Below are 21,505 nucleotides of genomic sequence, written 5' to 3' on the forward strand. Positions count from 1 at the left end.
TAATTCCGTTTAAATTCTGAATATAGAAGCATTATATGTAGGAGGATGAGTACATGAGAATTTTTACCGATAGCGGATGTGATTTACCAAAAGCTTACTACGAAGATCATGATGTAGTGCTATTACCATTACGTGTTCAATTAAACGGTAACGAATACGATGATGTCATCTCAATTGACTCAAAAGAAATTTATGAAGCCATTCGAAAAGGTGCACATCCTAAAACATCTCAAGTGTCACCAGAACTTTTTCTATCTCATTTTGAACAATTAGCGAAAAGTGGTGAAGAAGGCATTTATATCGCCTTTTCATCGGAACTATCAGGTACATATGGCACTGCAATCATGATTCGCAACCAAGTACTAGAACAATATCCATCACTTAAACTAGCGATTATTGATTCAAAATGTGCATCACTAGGGCATGGCTTCCTCATTGAAGAAGCTGTTCAACTACGTGATGCAGGTTCTTCTGTTGATGAAATCGAGGCAAAAATCAAAGCTCTAGCGCCACAAATTGAGCACTTATTTACAGTAGAAGACTTAGATTACTTAGCTAAAGGTGGTCGCGTATCCAAAGCTAGTGCCTTTTTAGGTGGCCTCTTAAGCATTAAACCTATTTTAAATGTAGAAGATGGGAAACTTGTCCCTATAGAAAAATTACGTGGTCGTAAAAAGGCGATTGCGCGTCTGCTTGACTTGATGCAGGAGCGCGGCGGGAATTTTTCCGATAAAATTGTCGGTATTAGCCATAGTGATGACCCTACTTTCGCCAATGAAGTAAAGGCATCTATTCAAGAAAAGCTAGCACCAAAAGCCATACAAACAACGATGATTGGCTCTGTGATTGGCTCCCATGTTGGGCCTGGCACCATTGCCATTTTCTTCACCAACAAAAGTTATCAAGCATAAAAAACCCCCTACAAATTCGCCTAATTGCGTGTCTGTAGGGGGATTTCATTATTTCTGCATATCTTGTTCTTGTCGGCGTTTTTTACCACGTTTAATAATGACAACGACAAAGCCAATAAATAATACATAAACTAGTCCAAGTGCCACCATATATGGAATATTTAATCCTTCATCGTCTTTTACTTGATAAATTTCAACCATTTCACGGTCTAAAATAACAGGATAGACGTTTTTCTCATTCAAGCGTACCTTTTCCTCATTTAAAAGACCATTCAACGCTTTATCGTCACCCAATTGCTCTGGTGTTAAATTGACGCGCTGTGTTTCACTTGTATTATTAACCATGATGACCCATTTCTCTTCATCCGATGTACGGGTAAATACAAGTAAGCCGTTTTCATTTGTGATGACTTCAAAATCACCGTTGCGAAGTGTTGCAGATTGATTGCGTAATGTCTGCACATTTTTAATATAGTCGATTAATTCTTCATCTGTTTTAAAGTTATAAAATTGATGTGTATCAGGTGCTTTTTCACCATTCATCGCAATTTCTGTACCGTACTGCACAACAGGTACCCCCGGTAACATAAATAATGCACCCATCGCCATTTTCAATCGCGTTGGTGGGAACATGTTTTCATTTGCAGAGTCAAATGTAAAACGATGTGTATCGAGTGTATCTATCATAATTTGCGTTGGTTGATCACCAGCAACTGGATCCATTAACTTCGTTGAATCCATATCAACTGTTTTGAAAATATTGCGGTAAACATCAGCAGTTGCTGTTGAAAAAGCAGCGTCAAAGTTTGCATCACTTTCTTCATTAGCAATCACATATAATGATTCTTTTGTATCTTTTACAGCCTCAATCATGGCATTCACAAACTCTGTATCAGCATCCGCTAGATTTGTTAAGCGAATACCACCAATATCGTATGTAGAAACAAATTCAGTTGCCGCTTCTATAAGTGCCGCTTGTACATCCTCATTTGCTAAGTCCCACTGCACTTGCCCGTTATTTGTAGAGGCAATCCAGCTTTGTTTCGCTGAATCCTTTGCCCACTCATGATTCGGACTCACATTACTTAATGGAAAATCTATCATAATGGCCATATTTTTTGCTTTATACGCTTTAATAACACTTTCAAATTCTTCAGCTGTTCCAAAATGCTCTTCTAACGTTGTATAACTCGTTGGCATCGAGCCATCGTATTTCTCCGTATCAAAAATAGTACCAATAGATACGATGCTAAAGCCCATTTTTTCGATAAATGCTAATTTATCTTGTAAACCTCTAAAGTCGCCTCCTGCAAATTCAGAAGGATCTTTCGTATTTGTATCATAATCGTTTTCACCCGAACCATTAAAGAAACGGTCAACGAGTAAATCATAGATGCTCTCCTCAGCAATAGTTCTTTTTTGTATTTCATCTGCTTGCGCTAAAGGTGCAACCCCAAATAATGAAGTAGCGATTAATAGCGCTGCTGCTGTCCCACTTACCCACTTCTTAAATTTCAATTATATTCCCTCTCTTTCAAACCAATCCTTCGTCATTTTACCAAATAAAGCATGTAAACCGCTATCATTTCAAAACATTTTCCTAAAATGAAAAAACAATTGCGACAAAAAGGTGTCATTATAAATTTATACAAACAATTTTGAGCAAACAAAAAGTCGTGAAGCGAACACTTCACGACTTTTATACGATAATTACGCTAAGAAATTAATATTCATTGGTAGTTTGAACCCTAAGAACAATGTGATGAATAAGAACACCGCAAATAATGCCCAGAACATACCTGTTGGTTTGTTTTTCTTTTGACGAACTAATACCATTTCCATCATACCGATTACTAAAATACCACCGATGAATTTAAAGCCGTAAAGCATACCTTGACCATAACTCATCGCCTCGATGAATAGTGCACCACCAGTAATAATGATTAAAATGTAAAATAGACGCAACGCCATATGTAAGCCTTTTGATTGCTTGCCGCTAAGTGCTGCGATTAAAAAGAGTACGATACCGACTACCCAAGTAGTAATATGCAAATGCGTTTGGCTAGTTAAAAAATCCATTTATTTCCCCACCTCATAATTTTTCTATCAAACTCTATCCTATCATGACGTGGAAATGGTTTCAAATATTACAGATTTTCATTCGAAATGGTTGACTAATGTGCCGATCCCTTGAATTGAAACCTTAACAGTATCACCTGACTTCAAGAACTGCGGTGGCGTCATACCTTTACCAACACCTGCTGGCGTGCCTGTTAAAATAACATCCCCTGGCTCTAATGTTACATGTTTTGATAGAGTTGCTACTAGTTCTTCTACTGAAAACATCATATCTTTTGTCGTACCGTTTTGACGTACTTCATCATTTACTTTTGTCACAACTGTTAAATCTTGTGGATTTGGAATTTCATCTTTTGTCACAAGATAAGGACCAAGTGGACAAGTACCATCTAGACTTTTACCTAAGAAGAATTGTTTATGCTTATCTTGCAGGTCACGTGCCGTAATATCGTTACCAATCGTATAACCAAATACATAATCAAATGCTAAATTTTTAGGAATATTTTTACCACGCTTGCCAATCACGACAGCCAGCTCACCTTCATAATCCATTTTAGAAGAAAGATCTGCGTGAATAGATAATGTTTGACCATCCGCTGCGATAGCAGTTGGTGATTTTGTGAATACCATTAAATCTGTCGGTGCTGCTGTTGCACCCATTTCTTTTGCATGCTCATCATAATTTTTACCAATACATAGAATGTTTTTTGGTGTGCGTGGAATTGGAGATAACCATTCGATCACTGAGAATTCACGCTTGAAGCTTTCTGCACGGTCTGAATTTTTAGCCGCTTCTACTAATTTACGAATCTGTTCAACAAAATCGAAGCCTAATGCAATACCATCAACAATTGAATTTGAAAAAGAAGGGAGAACTTGAAGTTCATTTTGAATAGCCAGTACATCCCATACCGCTTCTTCTTTTTTTACTTTTGGTCCGAAACTTACATGTCCACCTAATTTAAATGATAAAATTTTCATGATTTAAAAGCTCCTTCTTTTTTCTACATGATACAACAATACGCAACAAATTGCCTTACTTTTCCGACAACATTTTTTTATAGGTAAATTTACGCCAAATCATCTCTAATGGTCCTTGCTTAAATTTCGACAACCAAATTTCAGCGATGACCATTTGCACCACAATAATCCCCACTGCAATCAATACACTTGTTGCAACACTCACTTTACCATACCAACCTAGCCCGAATTGATAAAATAAGCATGTCCCGATAATGGACTGCATGATATACATAGTCATTGACATACGACCGATTTTTGCAAATGGGCTTAACAATTTCGGCACAACTGGCAATAAACAAAGTAAAACAATGAGACCAATATAACCAACCGATAAAATTGGTCCACCGACATACACTTTTATATAGTCGAGCAAATATGTCCTAGTTTGCATAATCGGCAAACTTTTCACAAAAATACCCATACCTAATCCAAACACTGTTAGCGTAACCCAAAGCCACTTTAGTTCTCTTGCTCGTTCTACTAACTTCCATTTCGATGCCGCTGCACCAACTAACATATACGGCAGAATCGTAAACAGTGACATAATCCACATACCTACACTTGCCTGTAGGGACAAATCAGCTAGCCGCTGCACAAAAGCATCTACCCAATTACCAGAACCATATGCAGTAATGGCTTTTTCCACTGCGGTAATATTTAAATAAGTATCTACAACAGCTGTATTAAAACTAACAAACCCCATCACAATGAGCATAAAAACTTGCATGATTCCATTGATGACAATACCAATTAGCAGTAGCCAAATCGGTTTCAGACGCAAAAGTAGCAGCAAAAATACGCCACAAAATGCATACATCATTAAAATATCGCCCCACCAAATCAGCACCGCATGCACTAGTCCAAAGACAAACAAAACACCTAATCGACGAAACCCAGTTCCATAAAAATTCACTTCACGACTTTGTGCCTTTTGCCACTGCATTGCCAAACCATAGCCAAACAGCATGGCAAACAGCGGATAAAAACTACTTTGCACATAAATGTCTAAGTTTTGCTGCCATACGATATCTGACGGTGTTGTAAACCATGTCGCCAAATCGATATAAGGCATGGGCAAATAAAATGCATACATATTGACTAGTAAAATACCAAATAAACTAAAGCCTCGTAAAATATCTAATGTTGCAATACGTTCTTGCAACATCGTCGGTTTTAAATCCACAAAACATCCTCCTCTTACCAATACTCCCCTTTATATTACTCTAAAGAGGAAAATAACCCCATTCATTTTTAGTAATGGCTCATCCGTTTGACTTAGGGTTGATTTCCGTTCCGGCTGAGCGCTTTCCGGGGGGCGTCAGATGAGCCGCTTCACTCGGCAAGCCTCGCTCCAGGGTCTCATCTAGGACGCTAATCCCCCAGGAGTCACCCAACCTCCACTCCAATCAACAAGCCTTCTTAATTAAATTCGCTCTGTAATCAAATGTCATACCTTACTTTTGATAATGAGCCTTAAAAATTCATTAAAGGCTTCCTATTCCGCATGAATCTCTTTTCCGACATCAAATAAGTACAATACTTTTTCACTTACTTTAATATGCAATATCGATTCAATAGCTTCACTATATACGCGTAACTGTACAGCATAGCGTCCAAGTAATTCCTTTGATAATGCAGGTTCTTCTGCAAAATGTGCTTGAATATGGTCTGTTTTATAATCCAATAACACCCAGTTACCATTTGAATCTTCAAATAAACAGTCCACAATACCTTGCACGATTTGTGCATCTCCATCTTCATCTACACGGCTAATCGTAAATGGCATTTCTTTACGAATTTGCTTTGCCTCTTTAAAACGCTGACCGATATCAGTTGTAAAGAAATGCACAATCTTTTCACACGGTACAACTTTTGCTTCAGCCTCAGTTAATAATTGCTTTGCCACTAAATCCTCAACGAATGTTTCAACTTCTTGCACAGTTGAGAATCCCCACTGTGGCACATGTTGCATGACAGCATGGACGACTGTTCCGATTTCAGCACCTGTCATACGTTTTTCCTGTAAAAATGCTGGTCTAGGTGCAATCGTAGTCGTTTGTTTTTGAGGCGCAGAAAAGAAATATTCTGGCTCTTCCTGACGCTGTAAATTTTCTAGACGCTTAATCTCACTAACGGATGTTTTTGAGCGTTTTAACGTTGATTGTTGGAATTTGTACTGCGCTTGGAAACGGTTCTTAATTTCATTGAACAATGCTTGATCTTCTATTGTGGCTAACTCTTGCTGTAGTTCTTCATGATCTAGTGGCATTTCATAATCGAATGCTAACGTCGACATTGCTTGTACAAACCACCTTGATGGATTGTCTCTCGTTTTGTATGGTCCATCTGCTAACGGTGCAAAGTCTATATGTCTTGCAACAGCTGGCCCTACCCAGTCAAAATAGCTATTGGCACGCGCACGCAAATACTCCTGTAACGGTGCATCTAGCGGTAAGCTTTGCGCATCCTGCCACTTTTCTCGTGTCTTCTCCCAATTTCTCACCGAACCAACTAAAATAAGTCGTTCCTTTGCACGTGTCATCGCTACATAAAGCACGCGCATTTCTTCAGCGCGCATTTCTAATTCCTTTTTCTCCTTCATCGCTAAAAATGGCAATGAAGTATACGTAATACGATCTTCAGGATCAATTGCCTTCACGGCTAAACCGTAATCTTGGTCAAATAAATAGGGATTATGAAAATCCATTTTGTTGAACGGTCGTCCCATACCTGCTACAAAGACAACTGGGAATTCCAATCCTTTCGAAGAGTGAATAGTCACAAGACGTACGACATCATCTTTTTCACCAATGGATTTTGCCGTTCCTAAATCATCTCCTCGCGTGCGCATGCGATCGATAAAACGTAGAAATCTAAACAAACCACGGAATGCAGTTTTCTCATACATTAATGCGCGGTCATGCAAGACACGCAAATTAGCCTGACGTTGTCGTCCATTCGGCATCGCACCAACCATTTCGTAATAATGCGTATCTAAATAAATTTTCCAGATTAAATCCGACAGTGAGCCACGTCGAGCTAAATCACGCCAATTTTCAAACTGCAGCATAAAACGTTGGAGTTTCTCAAAGGTTACCGATTGTACGCCGCGTCCCTCACTACGTACAAACTGCTTTAAGGCATCGTAAAATGGCGCTTTTGGCTCTGCTAAACGAATTTTTGCCAGCTCATTTTCTGTTAAACCAACAAACGGAGCACGCAATACAGAGGCTAATGGAATATCTTGATAAGGGTTATCGATGACCTTTAATGTATTTAGCATAATCATCACTTCAAGTGCGTCAAAATAACCTTTTGATGACTCCGCATACAGTGGAATACCAGCAAGCTTAAATTCCTCGACTAAATCTGCAGACCAAGTCATTGAGCGCATTAAGATCACAATATCACTGTACTTTAATGGACGCTCGGCACCCGATTTCGTATCGAAAACTGTCGTTCCTTCTGCCATTAACTGCTGAATCCGTTCAATAATAAAACGTGCTTCATATTGTGATTTTTTTAATTCTTCTAACTCTGAAGCTTCACTAATTACTGGTTCAGCTTGATCATCTTCATCAGTAACTTCTTCTTGCGGTGGATGTAAAATCGTTAATTCTACTGGCACTTCCTTATCATCATAAGGCGCAGCAGGTTTTAATGATGCCTTTTCATCGTAGTCAATTTCCCCAACTCGCTCGCCCATAATTTGCGCAAACACGTAGTTGGTGCCATCTAAAACTTCCTTACGACTTCGGAAATTGGCATTTAAATCTATACGCATCCCAGTATTCTCTGGTTCTTCCACGAAGTCACCGTATTTTCGCATAAAGAGCTTCGGTTCAGCTAAACGGAAGCGGTAAATGCTCTGCTTGACGTCCCCCACCATAAAGAGATTGCCGTTTTGCTCATCTCCATTTTTCACAAGTTGCAAAATCGTTTCCTGAAGCATATTCGTATCTTGGTATTCATCAACAAGTACTTCTTTAAAACGCTTTTTAAAATCTAAAGCAATGGGCGATGGCTTTAGATTTCCATCTTCTTCAATCGTTAAAATTTGCAAGGCGAAATGCTCTAAATCAGAAAAATCAATAATGCCGCGCTCTAATTTAGCCATACTGAACTGCTCGCTAAATTGTTCTGTCAGCTCGACTAATGTTTCAATTGTCGGTGCCATTAAGCGAATTTCTTCTAGTAAACGTGCTGGTGTTCGCACAAAATATGTCTCTTTCATTTTGTTGACTATTTTCTTTGCCGCTTCACGCTTTTTCTTCGCTAAATCTTGCAAATCAGGATTCGCTAAGGCATCCTTCTTCACACTTTTTAACTTTGTCCACTTCACTGTCCCAAAATAATCAAATAACTCCTGCCAAGTCCCTTCACGGCTAATACGAATGCCCTCTTGAATCATAGCAAAGTCTATTTCTGCTGTTTCTGCATAAGGAGCAGGTCCATCTGGCTTTAATGTAATCTCTCGCATTTCAGATATAAGGACAAATGCTTCTTCTAAGCTATGCTTGACCGTCAACTTTACATATTGGGACAATTCTAAATCATCAATCGTCACATCTTCAGCTAGCTTGTACTCCTCAGGTAAACTTTTCAGCCATTTGAACGGCTCTGCATGAACTCGCGATGTATCGTAAAGCTTACTCATCAATATTTCAATGGCTTGGTCATCACGATCCGATGTAAAACTATCAATCAATCGATATAATGCGTGTGCCTTTGCTTCATCAAGGGTGTCATACGCCGCTTCTAAAACATCTGCAAGTACATCATCTCTTAATAATGCTACTTCCGCTTCGTTTGCAATTCGGAACCCTGGGTCGATTTCTAACATATATGCATACTGCTTAACGATTGCTAAACAGAATGAATGCAGAGTTGAAATTTGTGCCTTATTAATGAGACTTAATTGACGTCGCAAGTGAGAAGATGATGGATTTTCTATAATAGCTTTTTCAAGTGCTTGCGCCATTCGATGACGCATTTCAGCAGCTGAAGCGTTCGTGAAAGTCACCACTAAAAGTTCATCAACATTAATAGGGTTTTCTTTGGCAACCACTTTTTCAATCATCCGATTAATAAGCACCGCTGTTTTTCCGGAACCGGCTGCTGCTGAAACAAGTGTATCCTGACCACTTGCGTATATCGCCTTCCACTGGTCATCCGTCCATGTGACATTAGCTGGCTTCACAGGTATTGTTTGCACCATGTTACTTCATCTCCTTACGAATTTTCTCAACAACTTCCACAGGCTTTGCTTGGGATAATTGGCGATAGTTTTGTTTGCCATCAGAAGGATCAAATTGACAAACGGCGGTAAATTGACAATAATCACATGCTGTTTTCGATTTTAATTTATATGGGCTGATTGCTGTATCTCCTGCTAAAATTCCGTTCCCAGCTTCTTTATGCTTTTGACGCACGAAATGTTGAATGTTTTTCATATCGTTGACAGGTACAATGCGAGACTGTGACTCAGATGGTGTACCATCTTTTTTCATGTACACCGGCACAATTTGTGAGTAGCCTCCACCTTCCTCAAGCTGCTCATCCATCGACAAAATCACCTCTGGATTTTCTGTCAATAGCCCCTTCATTTTATACTGTTTGAGTCGGTCTGCTTCAATCTCACTTTCCGCCATATCCTTATCGAGTTTCAACATCGGGTTATGCACATGTACATATAAAACTCCAGCCGGCTCCGCATCTCCTGGTAACCAATAAGAAGAATTTTCCATAGCAACATCTAAGTATGTCATCACCTGTAATGACAACCCATGATAAACCTCATTTAAATCTAAATCTCTGCTCGATGATTTATAATCGACCACTCGCAAATATGAACGGTCATCAATGGTCGCACTATCCACACGGTCAATTCGCCCACGCATCAACATTTTCTTACCACCTGTTAAATCAATTTCAAGTGGTGGCAACTGCTCATCACGTCCTGGACCGAATGATGCCTCAATAGCTATCGGTTTAAAATGTGATACGTTGGCATGCTGCGACAATGCTGTCATCGTACGTTCGACAATGCGAATAAGCTTGCGCTGTATATAACGATAGCGAGCACTCGATAATAATATCTGATGTGAAAAGACTGGCACAATTTGCTCTACAGCCTGACGTGACAATTGCTGAATTTGTTGCTTTGTCAAACGAATCCACGAAATTTGCTGACGCTGCGTTTCCTCTGTAATCCATTTCAAAGCCTCATGAAACAAATCACCCATCGCAAATGATTCCAGACGATACTCAGCACGCTCCTCTAAGCGCAAGCCATAAGTCGTAAAATGTGAAAACGGACAGCGGAAGTACTTCTCCACACGTGATACACTCGACGTTAATTTTGAACCATATAATTCTTGCGTAATATACGGCTCTAAAGGCTCAGCTTCATTTTTGTGTGCCACAGGATGCATCACACGCTGTAGAATGAGCGCCCAGTAAGGATCTTGTTCATAGAACTTCTTCAAAGCCAACCACTCTGGTGCAAGTTCTCGACTATGCTCTGCTTGACGTAATTGCACCATTAAATAAGACAGTGCAGTTCTAGGATGACGTAAATAGGAAAGTGCCGTATTTTCTGCCAGTTCCTCAATTGGATCAATCACAACACGCTGTATCGATACACCACTAAGCAATCCAGCTGTTTTGTCATCACCGATTACTTTTTTCATATAAAAAGATGAAAGTAACGCCTTGCCTTCTTCATCCGCAGTTGGATAAGTCATATATAACTTTTCAGAAGGCGTCGTCAATGCACGATATATTAAAAAGTTTTCCTGTAATAGCCTATTTTTCGAGGTTGGTGCAAGCTCGTAGCCAATTTGCGTAAACCATTCACGCTCAGTATCCGATAGTAGCCCTTCATAATCCAAACGTGTTGGATAGACACCATCATTCATCCCTAATACAAAGGCTACCTTAATGTCTGACAAACGTGCTAACTCCACAGTCGCTACAGTGACTTCATCGAGTGTAGGAGGAATACGCGAGAACTCTAACGTATCAAAACCTTCATCTAATATTTTCGCCGCTTCCTCAGCTGTCATCTCTTGGTCCCCAAACATATAAACAAATTGGTCGAGCACCGCAATCCATTGATTCCAAGCTTGGTCATGCTCACTAGCAGCAAGCATATCCCCTTTATCAATTTCTCGATCCTTCATCGTTTGAAGCTTTTCAAATACATGAACCTCTTCCACTAATTCAAACAGAGCAATTGCGACATCGCGGCCACTTTTCGCCATCTCTAGCTTGTCTTGCATTTTTTTTAGAGGATCCCGAATGACATCTCGAATAGCTTCGATTTCTGCTTGCATTGCCCGTTCTTCATCTGTTTGTATTCGAGAATGGAACTCTAGCCCACGATATTTTTTATAAAACCAGCGCGGTTCTTCAAACCAACGTTCACCGTAAATACCTTGTGCCAAGCAGTAATTTTCTAGTCGATCCGCACGCTCACGCCAAACACTTAATTCAGATTGTAACGGGAAAAACAAGTCTGTTTTTACACTACGGAAAACTGGTTCATACTTCCAGTTAGAAATCACTACTTCTAATGCTGAACGGCTAAATTCGATCAGTGGATGATGCAACATTGGCTTTTTTGAATTTAAAAACACTGGAATATCATATTGTGGGAAGATTGTTGCAATAAGTGGGTCATAAACGTCCGCTTGACGGTACAGCAACACGATATCTTTAAAACGATACTTGTCATGTCTTGTAAGTTTGGTTATTTCCCGGGCAATCGCATGTATTTCTGAACGACGATTAGATGCCTCCAATACTGCTAAATCTCCGGTTGATGCTTGCGATGTTGGCAAGATTTCAGAAAACCCGGCCTCAATATGGCGTAAATCCCCTGTTTGAAAACGATGTGTCGTCACAAAATGAAGCGGTGGATCGACATCCACACCTTCTTCCACTGCAATATCATGTAAACGTTGATTTGTTGTCGCTGCTTCATTGAAAAGCGCTTGTTCATCATTTGCTTCGTCTGCACGGTCAAATGGTAGTACCACCGTTACTTGCTTTGTCACTTTTAATAACTCTTTTACAAGTTCTAATTCTCTCACTGTAAAAGCCGTAAACCCATCAATATAAATCGTCGCATTCTTCATCGTTTCCGAATTTTTCAATTGCTCGGTTAAAATCGGATAATAACCCTCGCTATCCACATAGGTAGTCCCAAGTCGTTCCTCTAACGCTTTTAAAACAACTTGTAAGTCATTCGTTTTTGCCTGCAGTGTATTCGGCGCATCGATTGCTTTTAATGACTCCGATACTTCCGCTAATACGGTACTATTCACACTGTAACGACTGAATTCACGTAATAATGTTTCAATTTCTTCTGTAAAGCCACGTTTACCCGCAGCCTGACGGAATAACGAGAAATCACTTTTTTGTTCCTCTAGTAGTTTTCGAATAAGCATCCGATAGCCGTAGCCATTCACTTCTTCACGGGCAATCCCCCCCGTTTCCTGTAACACTAGCCATGCCAAACGTTTAAACGTCATAACTTGTGCTCGAATTAACCCATTCAAGCCATGTCTATTCGTAAGTTCATACTCCGTCGTATAAGACATTTGGTCTGGCACAATAATGAAAATCGGATCACCTAATGGATCACTTTTTAACTGCTCCACAATTTCTTTATGGATAAATGCTGATTTTCCCGTTCCTGCACGACCTGATATTACTCGTAGTGACATTCACTTCGCCCCCTCTTTACTAAATCTTGTCATCATTAATGATTTATCTACAAGTCACATAATCAAAAATATCCTTTCTACCATTTTACATGATAAAAAGGACATTACGAATACTTGATTCATCACCATAACTTAGGATTGATTTCCGTTCCGGCTGGGCGCTTTCCGGGGGCGTCCGATGAGCCGCTTCACTCGCAAGCTCGCTCCAGGGTCTCATCTAGGACGCTAATCCCCCAGGAGTCGCCCAGCCTCCACTCCAATCAAAGAGCATTCTATTATTGTTATGTTCTTTATTCAAATATCATCCCCATCTTTGGGTGATGAACCATATACTTCTAAAACTAATCATCTTTTATCCAATTTTCGTGCTTGCTTCAAGTCACTTTCTACCTTAGCATTTAACCGCTTCTCCATCAATTTACCAATCCACCATAAAATTAAGATAGCTACAGCGGCAATCACTAATCGTACTGGGCTCGTCAGTAAAGCTTTTAAATCATAACCAAGTACGCTCATTCCAAAAATCATTACAAATTTACCCGCTAACAATACTATCAAATAAAACTCTTTTCGAATATGCGAAAGCCCAGCCACAATATTCACAAGTACAGATGGCGTAAATGGAAAACATAGTAGCACAAATAATGGACTAATCCCATTCATGTCTACCCATTTGATAAGCCTTTGCACCTTCTTACCACCTGTTAAAAATCGTAGTTTTGGATGCTTACCAAAATGACGGACGATTAAAAACACCGCATAAGACCCCGCAACAGAACCAAGCCACGATAGTAAAAATCCAAGCCATAAACCAAACGCACTTGCATTTGCCACGACGAACACGACCAATGGTAAGAACGGTAGAAATGCCTCCAAAAACGGCAATAGCAAACCGATAAGTGGTCCACCTAATGTTCGATATTGTGACGCAAGATTTTCTATATTTTCGACAGTAAACCATTCACTCAAGCATCGACACCTCTATTTATATTGCAAAATCACATGTAAAACCGTTAACGATTCCGATGTATTTTTATATTCATGGTCTTGATGACCCGAGAATACTAGTGTATCCCCTTCGACCAATTGTTCATGCATATCTCCTGCAGAAATGACGGCTTGTCCTTGGATAACCGTTACGGTTTCTTCTACCCCTTCCGTATGAGCCTCACTTCTACTCCACGACCCAGGCTCCATTTCAACTTTATAAAATTCCCAGCCACGCTCTGGATCATATGGAATAATAGAATACACACGATATCGCCCCTCATCCTCATCAACATGTGGCGCATCCTTACTACTAAACTTCTTAAAATGTGCTGTCGGTGGCTGTAGCAGTGAAGAAAAAGAAATGCGTAAACCCGCAGCTATTTTCCATATTGTCGAGACAGTCGGGTTTGACTCACCTTTTTCAATTTGTGCAAGCTGTGCCTTACTAACACTTGTTAGCCTCGCCACTTCATCTAAACTTAAACTTCGTTGTTGTCTAATTTTTTTTAATTGAAAGGCTAAATTTCGACTCATTTGCTCCATTTTTATTCACCAATTTCTATTGTTTATTTTATAAGACATATGTATACTTTAATAAACATATCTGAACTATCAAACTATTCCATCATTAGTATACATGGAATGCTTTTCGAAAGGATGACCTATTTATGACAAGTATGACAGATCTCCGTAAAGAAGCAGCTATCCCTTCCGACGATAGCTTTCTACAAGGAGTCAAAGATTGTATACCTACTTTACTCGGTTATATTAGTATAGGACTTGCATTTGGGGTGGTTGGTTCCGCTTCTGGATTATCGGTTCTTGAAATCGCTCTTTTAACTATACTGGTGTATGCAGGCTCTGCACAATTTATTTTTTGTGCACTACTTTTAACAAGTAGCCCTGCCTCTGCTATTATTGTAACCATTTTTGTCGTAAATCTCCGCCATTTATTAATGAGTTTAACATTAGCGCCACATTTTACTCGTTATTCGATGATACGAAATATCGGTTTTGGTACACTTTTAACAGATGAAACATTTGGTGTTGCTGTAACAAAACAAATGCAAAATGGCAGGCTTTATGGTAAATGGATGGATGGGCTCAATATTACAGCTTATTCATTTTGGATTTTATCTTGTGTGGCAGGGGCCTTCTTAGGGAAATGGGTAGCCAATCCTGAAAAATGGGGCTTAGATTTTGCACTCGTTGCTATGTTTGTCGCACTACTTGTTTTACAACTCGGAAGTGTCGGAAAAAGCAAGGTCATGCATTATGTAAAGTTAATCAGTTATATGATTGTGATTATGTACGTCTTATCCTATGTTGTACCTTCACATGTAGCAGTACTTGTTGCGACCGTCATTGTTGCTACTATTGGGGTGGTGACAGATAAATGACCACAACAGCATCTATGGTTTGGCTTATTATCGGTTGTGCGTTAGTGACATGGTTGCCACGCATAATTCCATTTATGTTCGTACGGAGTGTTAAGCTACCCGATGTCGTTTTGAAATGGCTAAGTTTCATTCCTGTTTGTATTCTAAGTGCACTTGTCATTGAAAATTTATTGGATACAGAAAGTAAAAGCTACGTCACACTCGATTGGCCAATGTTTATTACGTTTGTGCCAACACTATTGATTGCACTTGTAACAAAAAGTTTGTCTATTACAGTTGTTGCAGGTGTCGTTATCATGGCAGGCGTACGTTTCTTCATGTAAAAAGGTGCTTTGCAGCCATTTCACTGCAAAGCACCTTTTAGTTTTCTTTTTTATTCATCATTTGGCTCGCAAACCAAAAACCAACTGTTAATGATAGGGCATCGACAACAAAAATAATAGGTGGAGATGTATATCCCGCATAAATAGATGCCGCAATGAGCGCAATCGCTAATGCCAGAGCTACAAAACGATTAAAAGTAATGCGTGTAAATAAGATCACTAATAATGCAGGTAAAAATAGGGCCAGTATTAGTTTCCCAGTAACATCCATTACATATCCCTCTGCTCAGCTAATAGTAAACCGATACGATAATGGTCATTACTATAAATGACATGCTGTGTTAAACGGACTTCATTGTTACGGTCTAGCACTTCTAAACGACAATGCGCCGCATTAATTTGTAGTGCCTCATACAACTCGTTTTCTGTAAATACTGGCTGACCATTAACCTTTTGAATACACTCTCCAACCAGTAATCCCATTTTTTCTGCTGGTGAGTCTGGTAATACTGCTGCTATTATCGCACCTTTCGTACTCGGTGCTACAGCATACACATCCTTTTTATCTTGTACAGCGTAATAAATAGAGATCGCGAGACGAATGCAAACTCCTACCGCAAGTGTAATAAAACCAATAATAGGCTCAAAATATGCCCCAAGTCCCCCCACTAAAATCAGCTGTCCTAGCAACAAGACGGCACGACCAATTTTCGGAAGTTGAATGACAGGTACATATTTTCTCGTTTTTTTTGAAAAGCCAATGACTATAGGAAATAACACCAATGCAAATGTAGTTCCATCTATTGTAAAATGTGGCCAATACGGAAAATATGCTGGTATCGCTCCCCCAGGTATCACAAAGAGAATCGGCAACACCCATAGTTTCCTAGTACGATAAATAATCGCCTGCATGCCCCGCTTTGTTTTTTCTACACGTGGAGATGTCACGGTCGTAGCTACACGGCGAATAAGCATACCCTCAGCAATTACACAAAGTCCGGTTAAAATCGTAATCGTCACAATCGCGCCGTCCAATAAATCCATGCCTTCGATTGAAATCTTCCACCACGAATATGACCAATCATACGTATACATTCCCCATACAGCGAGTGTGGCAAGTCCCATCGTATAAATCGGGGATAACGCATTGACGAAGAAAAATACAAGAGCCACAACAGAAATTGCTAACAATACAAGTAAAAATGTTTTCGGTACTGTCAAACCAGCTACCACGCTAATGATCGAAATAATAAGCGCATATAGCCAGCCATGTTTCCATTGTCCAATGAGCTCTGTCCAGCCCCATACGATACGTCTATTGAAAAACTTACGCTCCTGCTTCACACGGCTATATCCTAAAAATATCGCTAATAAAATCGCTATATATACTACTGGATTCAATAAAAAGCGGCCAATCGCTGTTACAATCTCTATTAAAATATTACTAGCCATACGAACACCCGCCATTTCTATTTCAAATACTATGTTTTCATTGTATCAAACGACTCCTCGCTTGCGTAGTACAAACTCGTAGGAAGCATCATGCTTCTATCATTTTTACAATGAGTTCTATGACTATTGTTCAAGATTATGCATTAAAAAACTTGTTGCCATTTGGAACTGCACATCATTTTTACGATCTTCTTTGTAAGCCTTCAATGTTTCATTTAAACTATTAAAGAATGCGGTATCTACATAAACATCTTTTTCTTCTCTAGGTAACTTCTTATGTTCTCTATAAAGTTTAACGGCTGCTTCTGTTGCTTCATCTAAATAACCATCTAAACGAACAATATTATAACCTAGTTTTTTCAGAGCATTTTGTGTATACGCAATTTCTTCACTCATGTCCCCAGTTTTAAATTGCCCCGTTAATGGATGCAATTGAATTGCAAACAATTCATTTTGTTCGATTTCTAAACTTGCTTTAATGCCTTTTCCGTGAACCCATTCTCGTTTCGGTGTAAGCCATTTATTTGTCGATAATTTCAGTTCACCACCATTTGGCAGTTCCCACGATTCCTGCACCGTTCCTTTACCAAAACTCGTCACGCCTACTATTGAAGCACGTCCCCAACCATCTAACGCGCCACTCAATACTTCACTTGCCGATGCACTACCCTCATTTTGTAAAAGGACAATTGGTATTTTACTCATCGTACGTAAATATTTTTCATCAAAGCTTTCTGTACTCGTCTTTAGAGGCTCCATAGCTCCCTCACTATTTTGCATATAAGCAAATACCTTACCGTTTTCCATCATACTACTCACTAGCGCCGCTACGCTATGTAAATACCCACCCGGATTATCACGTACATCAATCACTAGTCCTTCTACATCTTTTCGTAATAATTTGCTCGTTTCAGCGACCCATTCTTCTGCAGTTTTCTCGCCAAATATAGAGATTTCCACATAACCAATCGCCGTATCTTCTACCATCACGACTTCACTTGACACTGTCTTATTGGAAATCGCAGCCCTCTTCATCGTCATTTTAATATGCTTATCCTCACTAGGACGGTAAACAACAATTGTAAGAGATGTTCCCTTTTCACCTTGAATTAAATGCATTAACTCACTCATCGTTTTACCGTCTACCCGCACATCGTCAACTTGTACAATTTCGTCAAGTGAACGCATACCCGCTTTTTCAGCTGGAGAAGATCGAACCGGTGACACAACAATAAACTTTCCGTTATTTTCTGATAATTCAATACCAATTCCAACTCTTTCTTCTGCCAACATTTGTCGATGTTGTGCCGCTTCTTCCTTCGAGTAGTAGGTGCTATACGGATCTTTAATGGCATCTGCCATCCCTCTTAGAGCACCTTCAACAAGTTCATCTTTCTTTGTACTATATACGGATTGATCTTGAATTAAATCCATTGCCTTATTAATCGAATCAACCTGCGTTACGCTTTGTTTGTTTTCCGCAATATTAAACCACCCAAAGTATAATCCACTACTTATCAACAAACCCATGATAAGTACGCCGACAATTGACGCAACTTTGCGCAAACTTTCCCTCCTTCGTCTCTTTACTGTATGACAAGCTTTTTTCAAAAATACAAAAAAAAATTGTCTCAAATATTTTGAGACAACTTTTTTCTAAAATGACAACTGTATTGACTTAGTCTAGAGCTTTTACATAACTTTCAAGCATCTCCACGTTCATCGGACCTTGAATTGCATTTTGAATGTAACCGTTCGAATCAATAAAGTATGTCGTTGGAATTGTTATTACCTGATAATCCAAACCAGCTTCATTTTCAGTGTCGAGTAAAATTGGAAATGTTAGTTCATAACTATCTTTGAATGTCATGACTGTATTTATCTTCGCATCATCTGATACATCCCGTTCAGCAGTGGTTAAATTGACTGCCAAGATTTCAACATTATGTTCTTTTGCATATTGCTCGTAATAATCTTGCATATGTGGCATTTCCGCTTTACATGGTGGACACCAAGTAGCCCAAAAATTTAGTATAACTTTTTTTCCACGTAAATCACTTAATGTTACCTTTTGCCCATCTAGCGTCGTTAACGTGAAATCAGGCGGTGTATCTCCCTTTTCTAGACCAATCTTTCGGTCTTCTACTTCTTGTCCGAGTGAAGCCGCATCGATTTCACGTTCCTTATCAATTTGCTGTTTCACATATGTACCAATCATCACCGCAACTAGTAATACTATGACAAGTAAACCTATATTCTTTTTCATTTCCTTCCCTCCACTTGTTGAATCATTATATAGCCAAGTACAAAGAGCAACATACTTACTCCTACAGCCGTTTGCCATAAGCCTTGTGGTTGAAACACTGCTACTATCATTAAAACCAATGTATATATCAATAATACGGTTTTAATAGCTGTCTTTTTCCATAGTATGAAAATCGTTAGTATACTTAGCACTATTAATGTCACAACTTCACTTTTCACTGGATTATCATTTAATAATACCACGAACCATTGATAAATAGATTGCGTTAAAAGTATAGCCCAAATACCCGCTGTTACTCCTTCTTCATCCAGCTGTATCTTTTGTTTCTTCCAGACAAATTGTACTAACACTGCTATCACACCCAAATAGACACCAGTTGTTCCCCCATTAAAATAAATAAGGCCTATTGGTTGCTCAATTACCGAACTGAAATCCGTCACGATTAAACTAAATTTCCACACAATGATAAACGTAAAGATGGCATCCCCATATAATCCCGCCCATTGTTTTGAAAATTGCATACGCAAAATGAACCACACAATAAAAAATGCCAATAATAATGCAATGGCGGTTGCTGGTAGAGTTAACGCACGTATTGAAAACCATTCTGTATTAATCACTCTATAAATCCTCCATCATGATTGATGGTATCAGCATAGCATACAATCATTTTCCATTATGAACATTTCATACCGTGTTCAAGAAAATGCCGTAAACATTTCTCCCACCATCAATTGGTGAGCAACAAGTTTGCAAAAATCCCATTTTATATAATAGCCAGCAATAAGTGAAGTGTATTTGGGCATTATCGGACATGTTTATTAGTTTATCACCCTACTCTCTATTTTTATTACCCAACTATTCAAGTTTATCGCCCACATTCCCTAATTTATCGACATCCACCTTACAACAAACAAAAAAAGCTATAAACTAGAAATCTTCTAGTCTATAGCTTTCAATTATTTATTATAGTGGAATATAACGTAGTGGATTTACACTACCCACTGCTTGTCCTTGCCATGTACCATTATGCAGTTCAAAGTGTAAGTGAGGACCAGTTACACGTCCTGTAGCACCCATTGTTGCAATTTGTTGACCTTTCGTAACAACATCACCTTTGCTTACATTAAATCCATTTAAATGCGCATAAACTGTTGTATAAATTGCTCCATTGATAGAATGCGTCAGAATCACGGCATTCCCATATGTGCTAAGTGGTGCAGCATATGAAACAACACCGTCTGTAGCAGCCCAGATTGGTGTACCAGTCTTATTGGCTAAGTCAATACCATAGTGGAATTCTGAACCACCACCAAAATTACGCCAGCCATAAGGAGACGTTAATCGTCCGTTTGTTGGCTTAACCCATGTACCATTTGACACTGGTGCATTTACTGATGAAGAACCATTATTCGAATTGCCTGCAGCAGCTGCTGCTTTACGTCTCGCTTCTTCTTGTCGAGCAATTTCTGCTAAACGATTTTGCTCAGAAACAATTTGCTTTTGCAAATCTGCACTAATCTCAAGTGCTTCTGAGTATTCTTTTTCAAGTAAAACTTTTTCAGATTTCAACTTTTCCTGCTCTTTTTCTAACTCGTCTACTAATTTATTTTTCTCAGCTTTTTGACCATCTAATGATGATTTTAAAGTCTGTAACTCTGTCTTTTTCTCTTCAAGCTTTTGACGTTTATTTTCAAGCGATTGCTTTTGCTCTTCTAGCGATTCCTTATCTTCCTTTTGGTCACGCATAATTTGACGATCCGCTTCTAGTAATGCATTTACTGCAGAGAATCGGTCGATGAAATCTACGAAGCTATTAGATCCTAGTAAAACATCTAAATAACTAACAGAACCACCTGCTTGAATCGCACGTGCACGCTCTTGTAAAAGTTCATCACGTTCTTTTATTTTTCGCTCTAACTCTACAATTGAAGCCTTTAAAGCTTCAATCTCAGCATTAGCAACATCAATTTCCGCTAAAACTGCTTGAATACTACTGTTAGTTTTGTTGATTTCTGTATTTAACGTTTGGATTTGATTAACTAATTGTTGTTGTTTATCCTCATTCGAACTAATAGCATTCTTTTTCTCATTAATTGATGAATTCAATTCGTTCTTTTTCGATTCTACTTGATTCTTTTCATCTTTTAAATCAGATAAAGTTGTTGCATACGCTGATGGAGTTTGGATAAAAAGAAATAGTGCAGCTATTGCTACAAAAAATTTTGTTGATTTACGCTTCGTACTTTTCACCGAACGAACTCCCTTCGACTGTTCCATAATTTTTTTTACAAATTGAACTATATCTTCAAGTGTTTTTTATAATACT

The 21,505-nt window shown here is 39.0% G+C and carries 17 protein-coding genes; 3 read left to right on the forward strand and 14 right to left on the reverse strand.

Translation table 11 applies throughout. From position 1 onward, the window contains the following. Positions 1 to 53: 53 nt before the first annotated feature. On the forward strand, positions 54 to 911 hold the full coding sequence (locus ACIQ2D_RS06245; RefSeq protein ID WP_402861043.1) for a DegV family protein: 858 nt from the start codon (positions 54 to 56) through the stop codon (positions 909 to 911). 48 nt (positions 912 to 959) lie between these two features. Here ACIQ2D_RS06245 and ACIQ2D_RS06250 read toward each other — a convergent pair whose 3' ends face one another. The 8 genes from ACIQ2D_RS06250 to ACIQ2D_RS06285 all read right to left on the reverse strand — a co-directional run bounded on the left by ACIQ2D_RS06250 (position 960) and on the right by ACIQ2D_RS06285 (position 14,278). Then, complete coding sequence (locus ACIQ2D_RS06250; protein ID WP_402861046.1) at positions 960 to 2,429, reverse strand: alpha-amylase family glycosyl hydrolase; 1,470 nt, start codon at positions 2,427 to 2,429, stop codon at positions 960 to 962. Between the two features lie 192 nt (positions 2,430 to 2,621). Further along, positions 2,622 to 2,990, reverse strand: coding sequence for a YisL family protein (locus ACIQ2D_RS06255; RefSeq protein ID WP_402861049.1), 369 nt, complete (start codon positions 2,988 to 2,990; stop codon positions 2,622 to 2,624). Positions 2,991 to 3,068: 78 nt separating this feature from the next. Then, positions 3,069 to 3,971 carry a fumarylacetoacetate hydrolase family protein gene (locus ACIQ2D_RS06260; RefSeq protein ID WP_402861052.1) on the reverse strand — a complete coding sequence of 301 codons (903 nt, stop codon included), beginning with the start codon at positions 3,969 to 3,971 and terminating at the stop codon, positions 3,069 to 3,071. Between the two features lie 55 nt (positions 3,972 to 4,026). After that, positions 4,027 to 5,196: a DUF418 domain-containing protein gene (locus ACIQ2D_RS06265; RefSeq protein WP_402861055.1), complete on the reverse strand. Its 1,170-nt coding sequence runs from the start codon at positions 5,194 to 5,196 to the stop codon at positions 4,027 to 4,029. A gap of 312 nt (positions 5,197 to 5,508) precedes the next feature. Further along, entirely contained in the window at positions 5,509 to 9,231 is a 3,723-nt protein-coding gene (gene addA, locus ACIQ2D_RS06270; RefSeq protein WP_402861058.1) for a helicase-exonuclease AddAB subunit AddA, read from the reverse strand. A gap of 1 nt (position 9,232) precedes the next feature. After that, positions 9,233 to 12,745 carry a helicase-exonuclease AddAB subunit AddB gene (addB, locus tag ACIQ2D_RS06275; RefSeq protein WP_402861061.1) on the reverse strand — a complete coding sequence of 1,171 codons (3,513 nt, stop codon included), beginning with the start codon at positions 12,743 to 12,745 and terminating at the stop codon, positions 9,233 to 9,235. A gap of 345 nt (positions 12,746 to 13,090) precedes the next feature. Beyond that, the gene (locus ACIQ2D_RS06280; RefSeq protein WP_402861064.1) at positions 13,091 to 13,714 is read right to left on the reverse strand and encodes a TVP38/TMEM64 family protein; all 624 of its coding nucleotides are present in this window, start codon (positions 13,712 to 13,714) and stop codon (positions 13,091 to 13,093) included. Positions 13,715 to 13,726: 12 nt separating this feature from the next. Beyond that, positions 13,727 to 14,278: a helix-turn-helix domain-containing protein gene (locus ACIQ2D_RS06285; RefSeq protein ID WP_402861067.1), complete on the reverse strand. Its 552-nt coding sequence runs from the start codon at positions 14,276 to 14,278 to the stop codon at positions 13,727 to 13,729. Between the two features lie 125 nt (positions 14,279 to 14,403). On the opposite strand from ACIQ2D_RS06285, the gene ACIQ2D_RS06290 reads away from it, so the two are divergent. Both ACIQ2D_RS06290 and ACIQ2D_RS06295 read left to right on the forward strand, forming a co-directional pair. Continuing rightward, positions 14,404 to 15,135, forward strand: coding sequence for an AzlC family ABC transporter permease (locus tag ACIQ2D_RS06290; RefSeq protein ID WP_402861070.1), 732 nt, complete (start codon positions 14,404 to 14,406; stop codon positions 15,133 to 15,135). Then, entirely contained in the window at positions 15,132 to 15,458 is a 327-nt protein-coding gene (locus ACIQ2D_RS06295; RefSeq protein ID WP_402861073.1) for an AzlD domain-containing protein, read from the forward strand. Before ACIQ2D_RS06290 ends, ACIQ2D_RS06295 begins: the two co-directional genes overlap by 4 nt. A 37-nt stretch (positions 15,459 to 15,495) precedes the next feature. Here the strand turns inward: ACIQ2D_RS06295 and ACIQ2D_RS06300 are convergent, their stop codons facing one another. From ACIQ2D_RS06300 to ACIQ2D_RS06325, 6 genes are all read right to left on the reverse strand, one after another. Further along, entirely contained in the window at positions 15,496 to 15,729 is a 234-nt protein-coding gene (locus ACIQ2D_RS06300) for a DUF2198 family protein (RefSeq protein WP_402861076.1), read from the reverse strand. Beyond that, positions 15,729 to 16,910 carry a PDZ domain-containing protein gene (locus tag ACIQ2D_RS06305; RefSeq protein WP_402861079.1) on the reverse strand — a complete coding sequence of 394 codons (1,182 nt, stop codon included), beginning with the start codon at positions 16,908 to 16,910 and terminating at the stop codon, positions 15,729 to 15,731. The genes ACIQ2D_RS06300 and ACIQ2D_RS06305 overlap by 1 nt, the downstream gene beginning before the upstream one ends. A gap of 123 nt (positions 16,911 to 17,033) precedes the next feature. Beyond that, positions 17,034 to 18,440: a S41 family peptidase gene (locus tag ACIQ2D_RS06310; protein ID WP_402861675.1), complete on the reverse strand. Its 1,407-nt coding sequence runs from the start codon at positions 18,438 to 18,440 to the stop codon at positions 17,034 to 17,036. A 148-nt stretch (positions 18,441 to 18,588) separates the two neighbouring features. Next, positions 18,589 to 19,176: a redoxin domain-containing protein gene (locus tag ACIQ2D_RS06315; protein WP_402861083.1), complete on the reverse strand. Its 588-nt coding sequence runs from the start codon at positions 19,174 to 19,176 to the stop codon at positions 18,589 to 18,591. Further along, complete coding sequence (locus tag ACIQ2D_RS06320; RefSeq protein ID WP_402861086.1) at positions 19,173 to 19,796, reverse strand: hypothetical protein; 624 nt, start codon at positions 19,794 to 19,796, stop codon at positions 19,173 to 19,175. The genes ACIQ2D_RS06315 and ACIQ2D_RS06320 overlap by 4 nt, the downstream gene beginning before the upstream one ends. A gap of 346 nt (positions 19,797 to 20,142) precedes the next feature. After that, positions 20,143 to 21,429: a murein hydrolase activator EnvC family protein gene (locus ACIQ2D_RS06325; protein WP_402861089.1), complete on the reverse strand. Its 1,287-nt coding sequence runs from the start codon at positions 21,427 to 21,429 to the stop codon at positions 20,143 to 20,145. Between the last annotated feature and the right edge of the window lie 76 nt (positions 21,430 to 21,505).

Source organism: Lysinibacillus sp. NPDC097287, assembly GCF_044761695.1.
Taxonomy (GTDB): Bacteria; Bacillota; Bacilli; order Bacillales_A; family Planococcaceae; genus Lysinibacillus.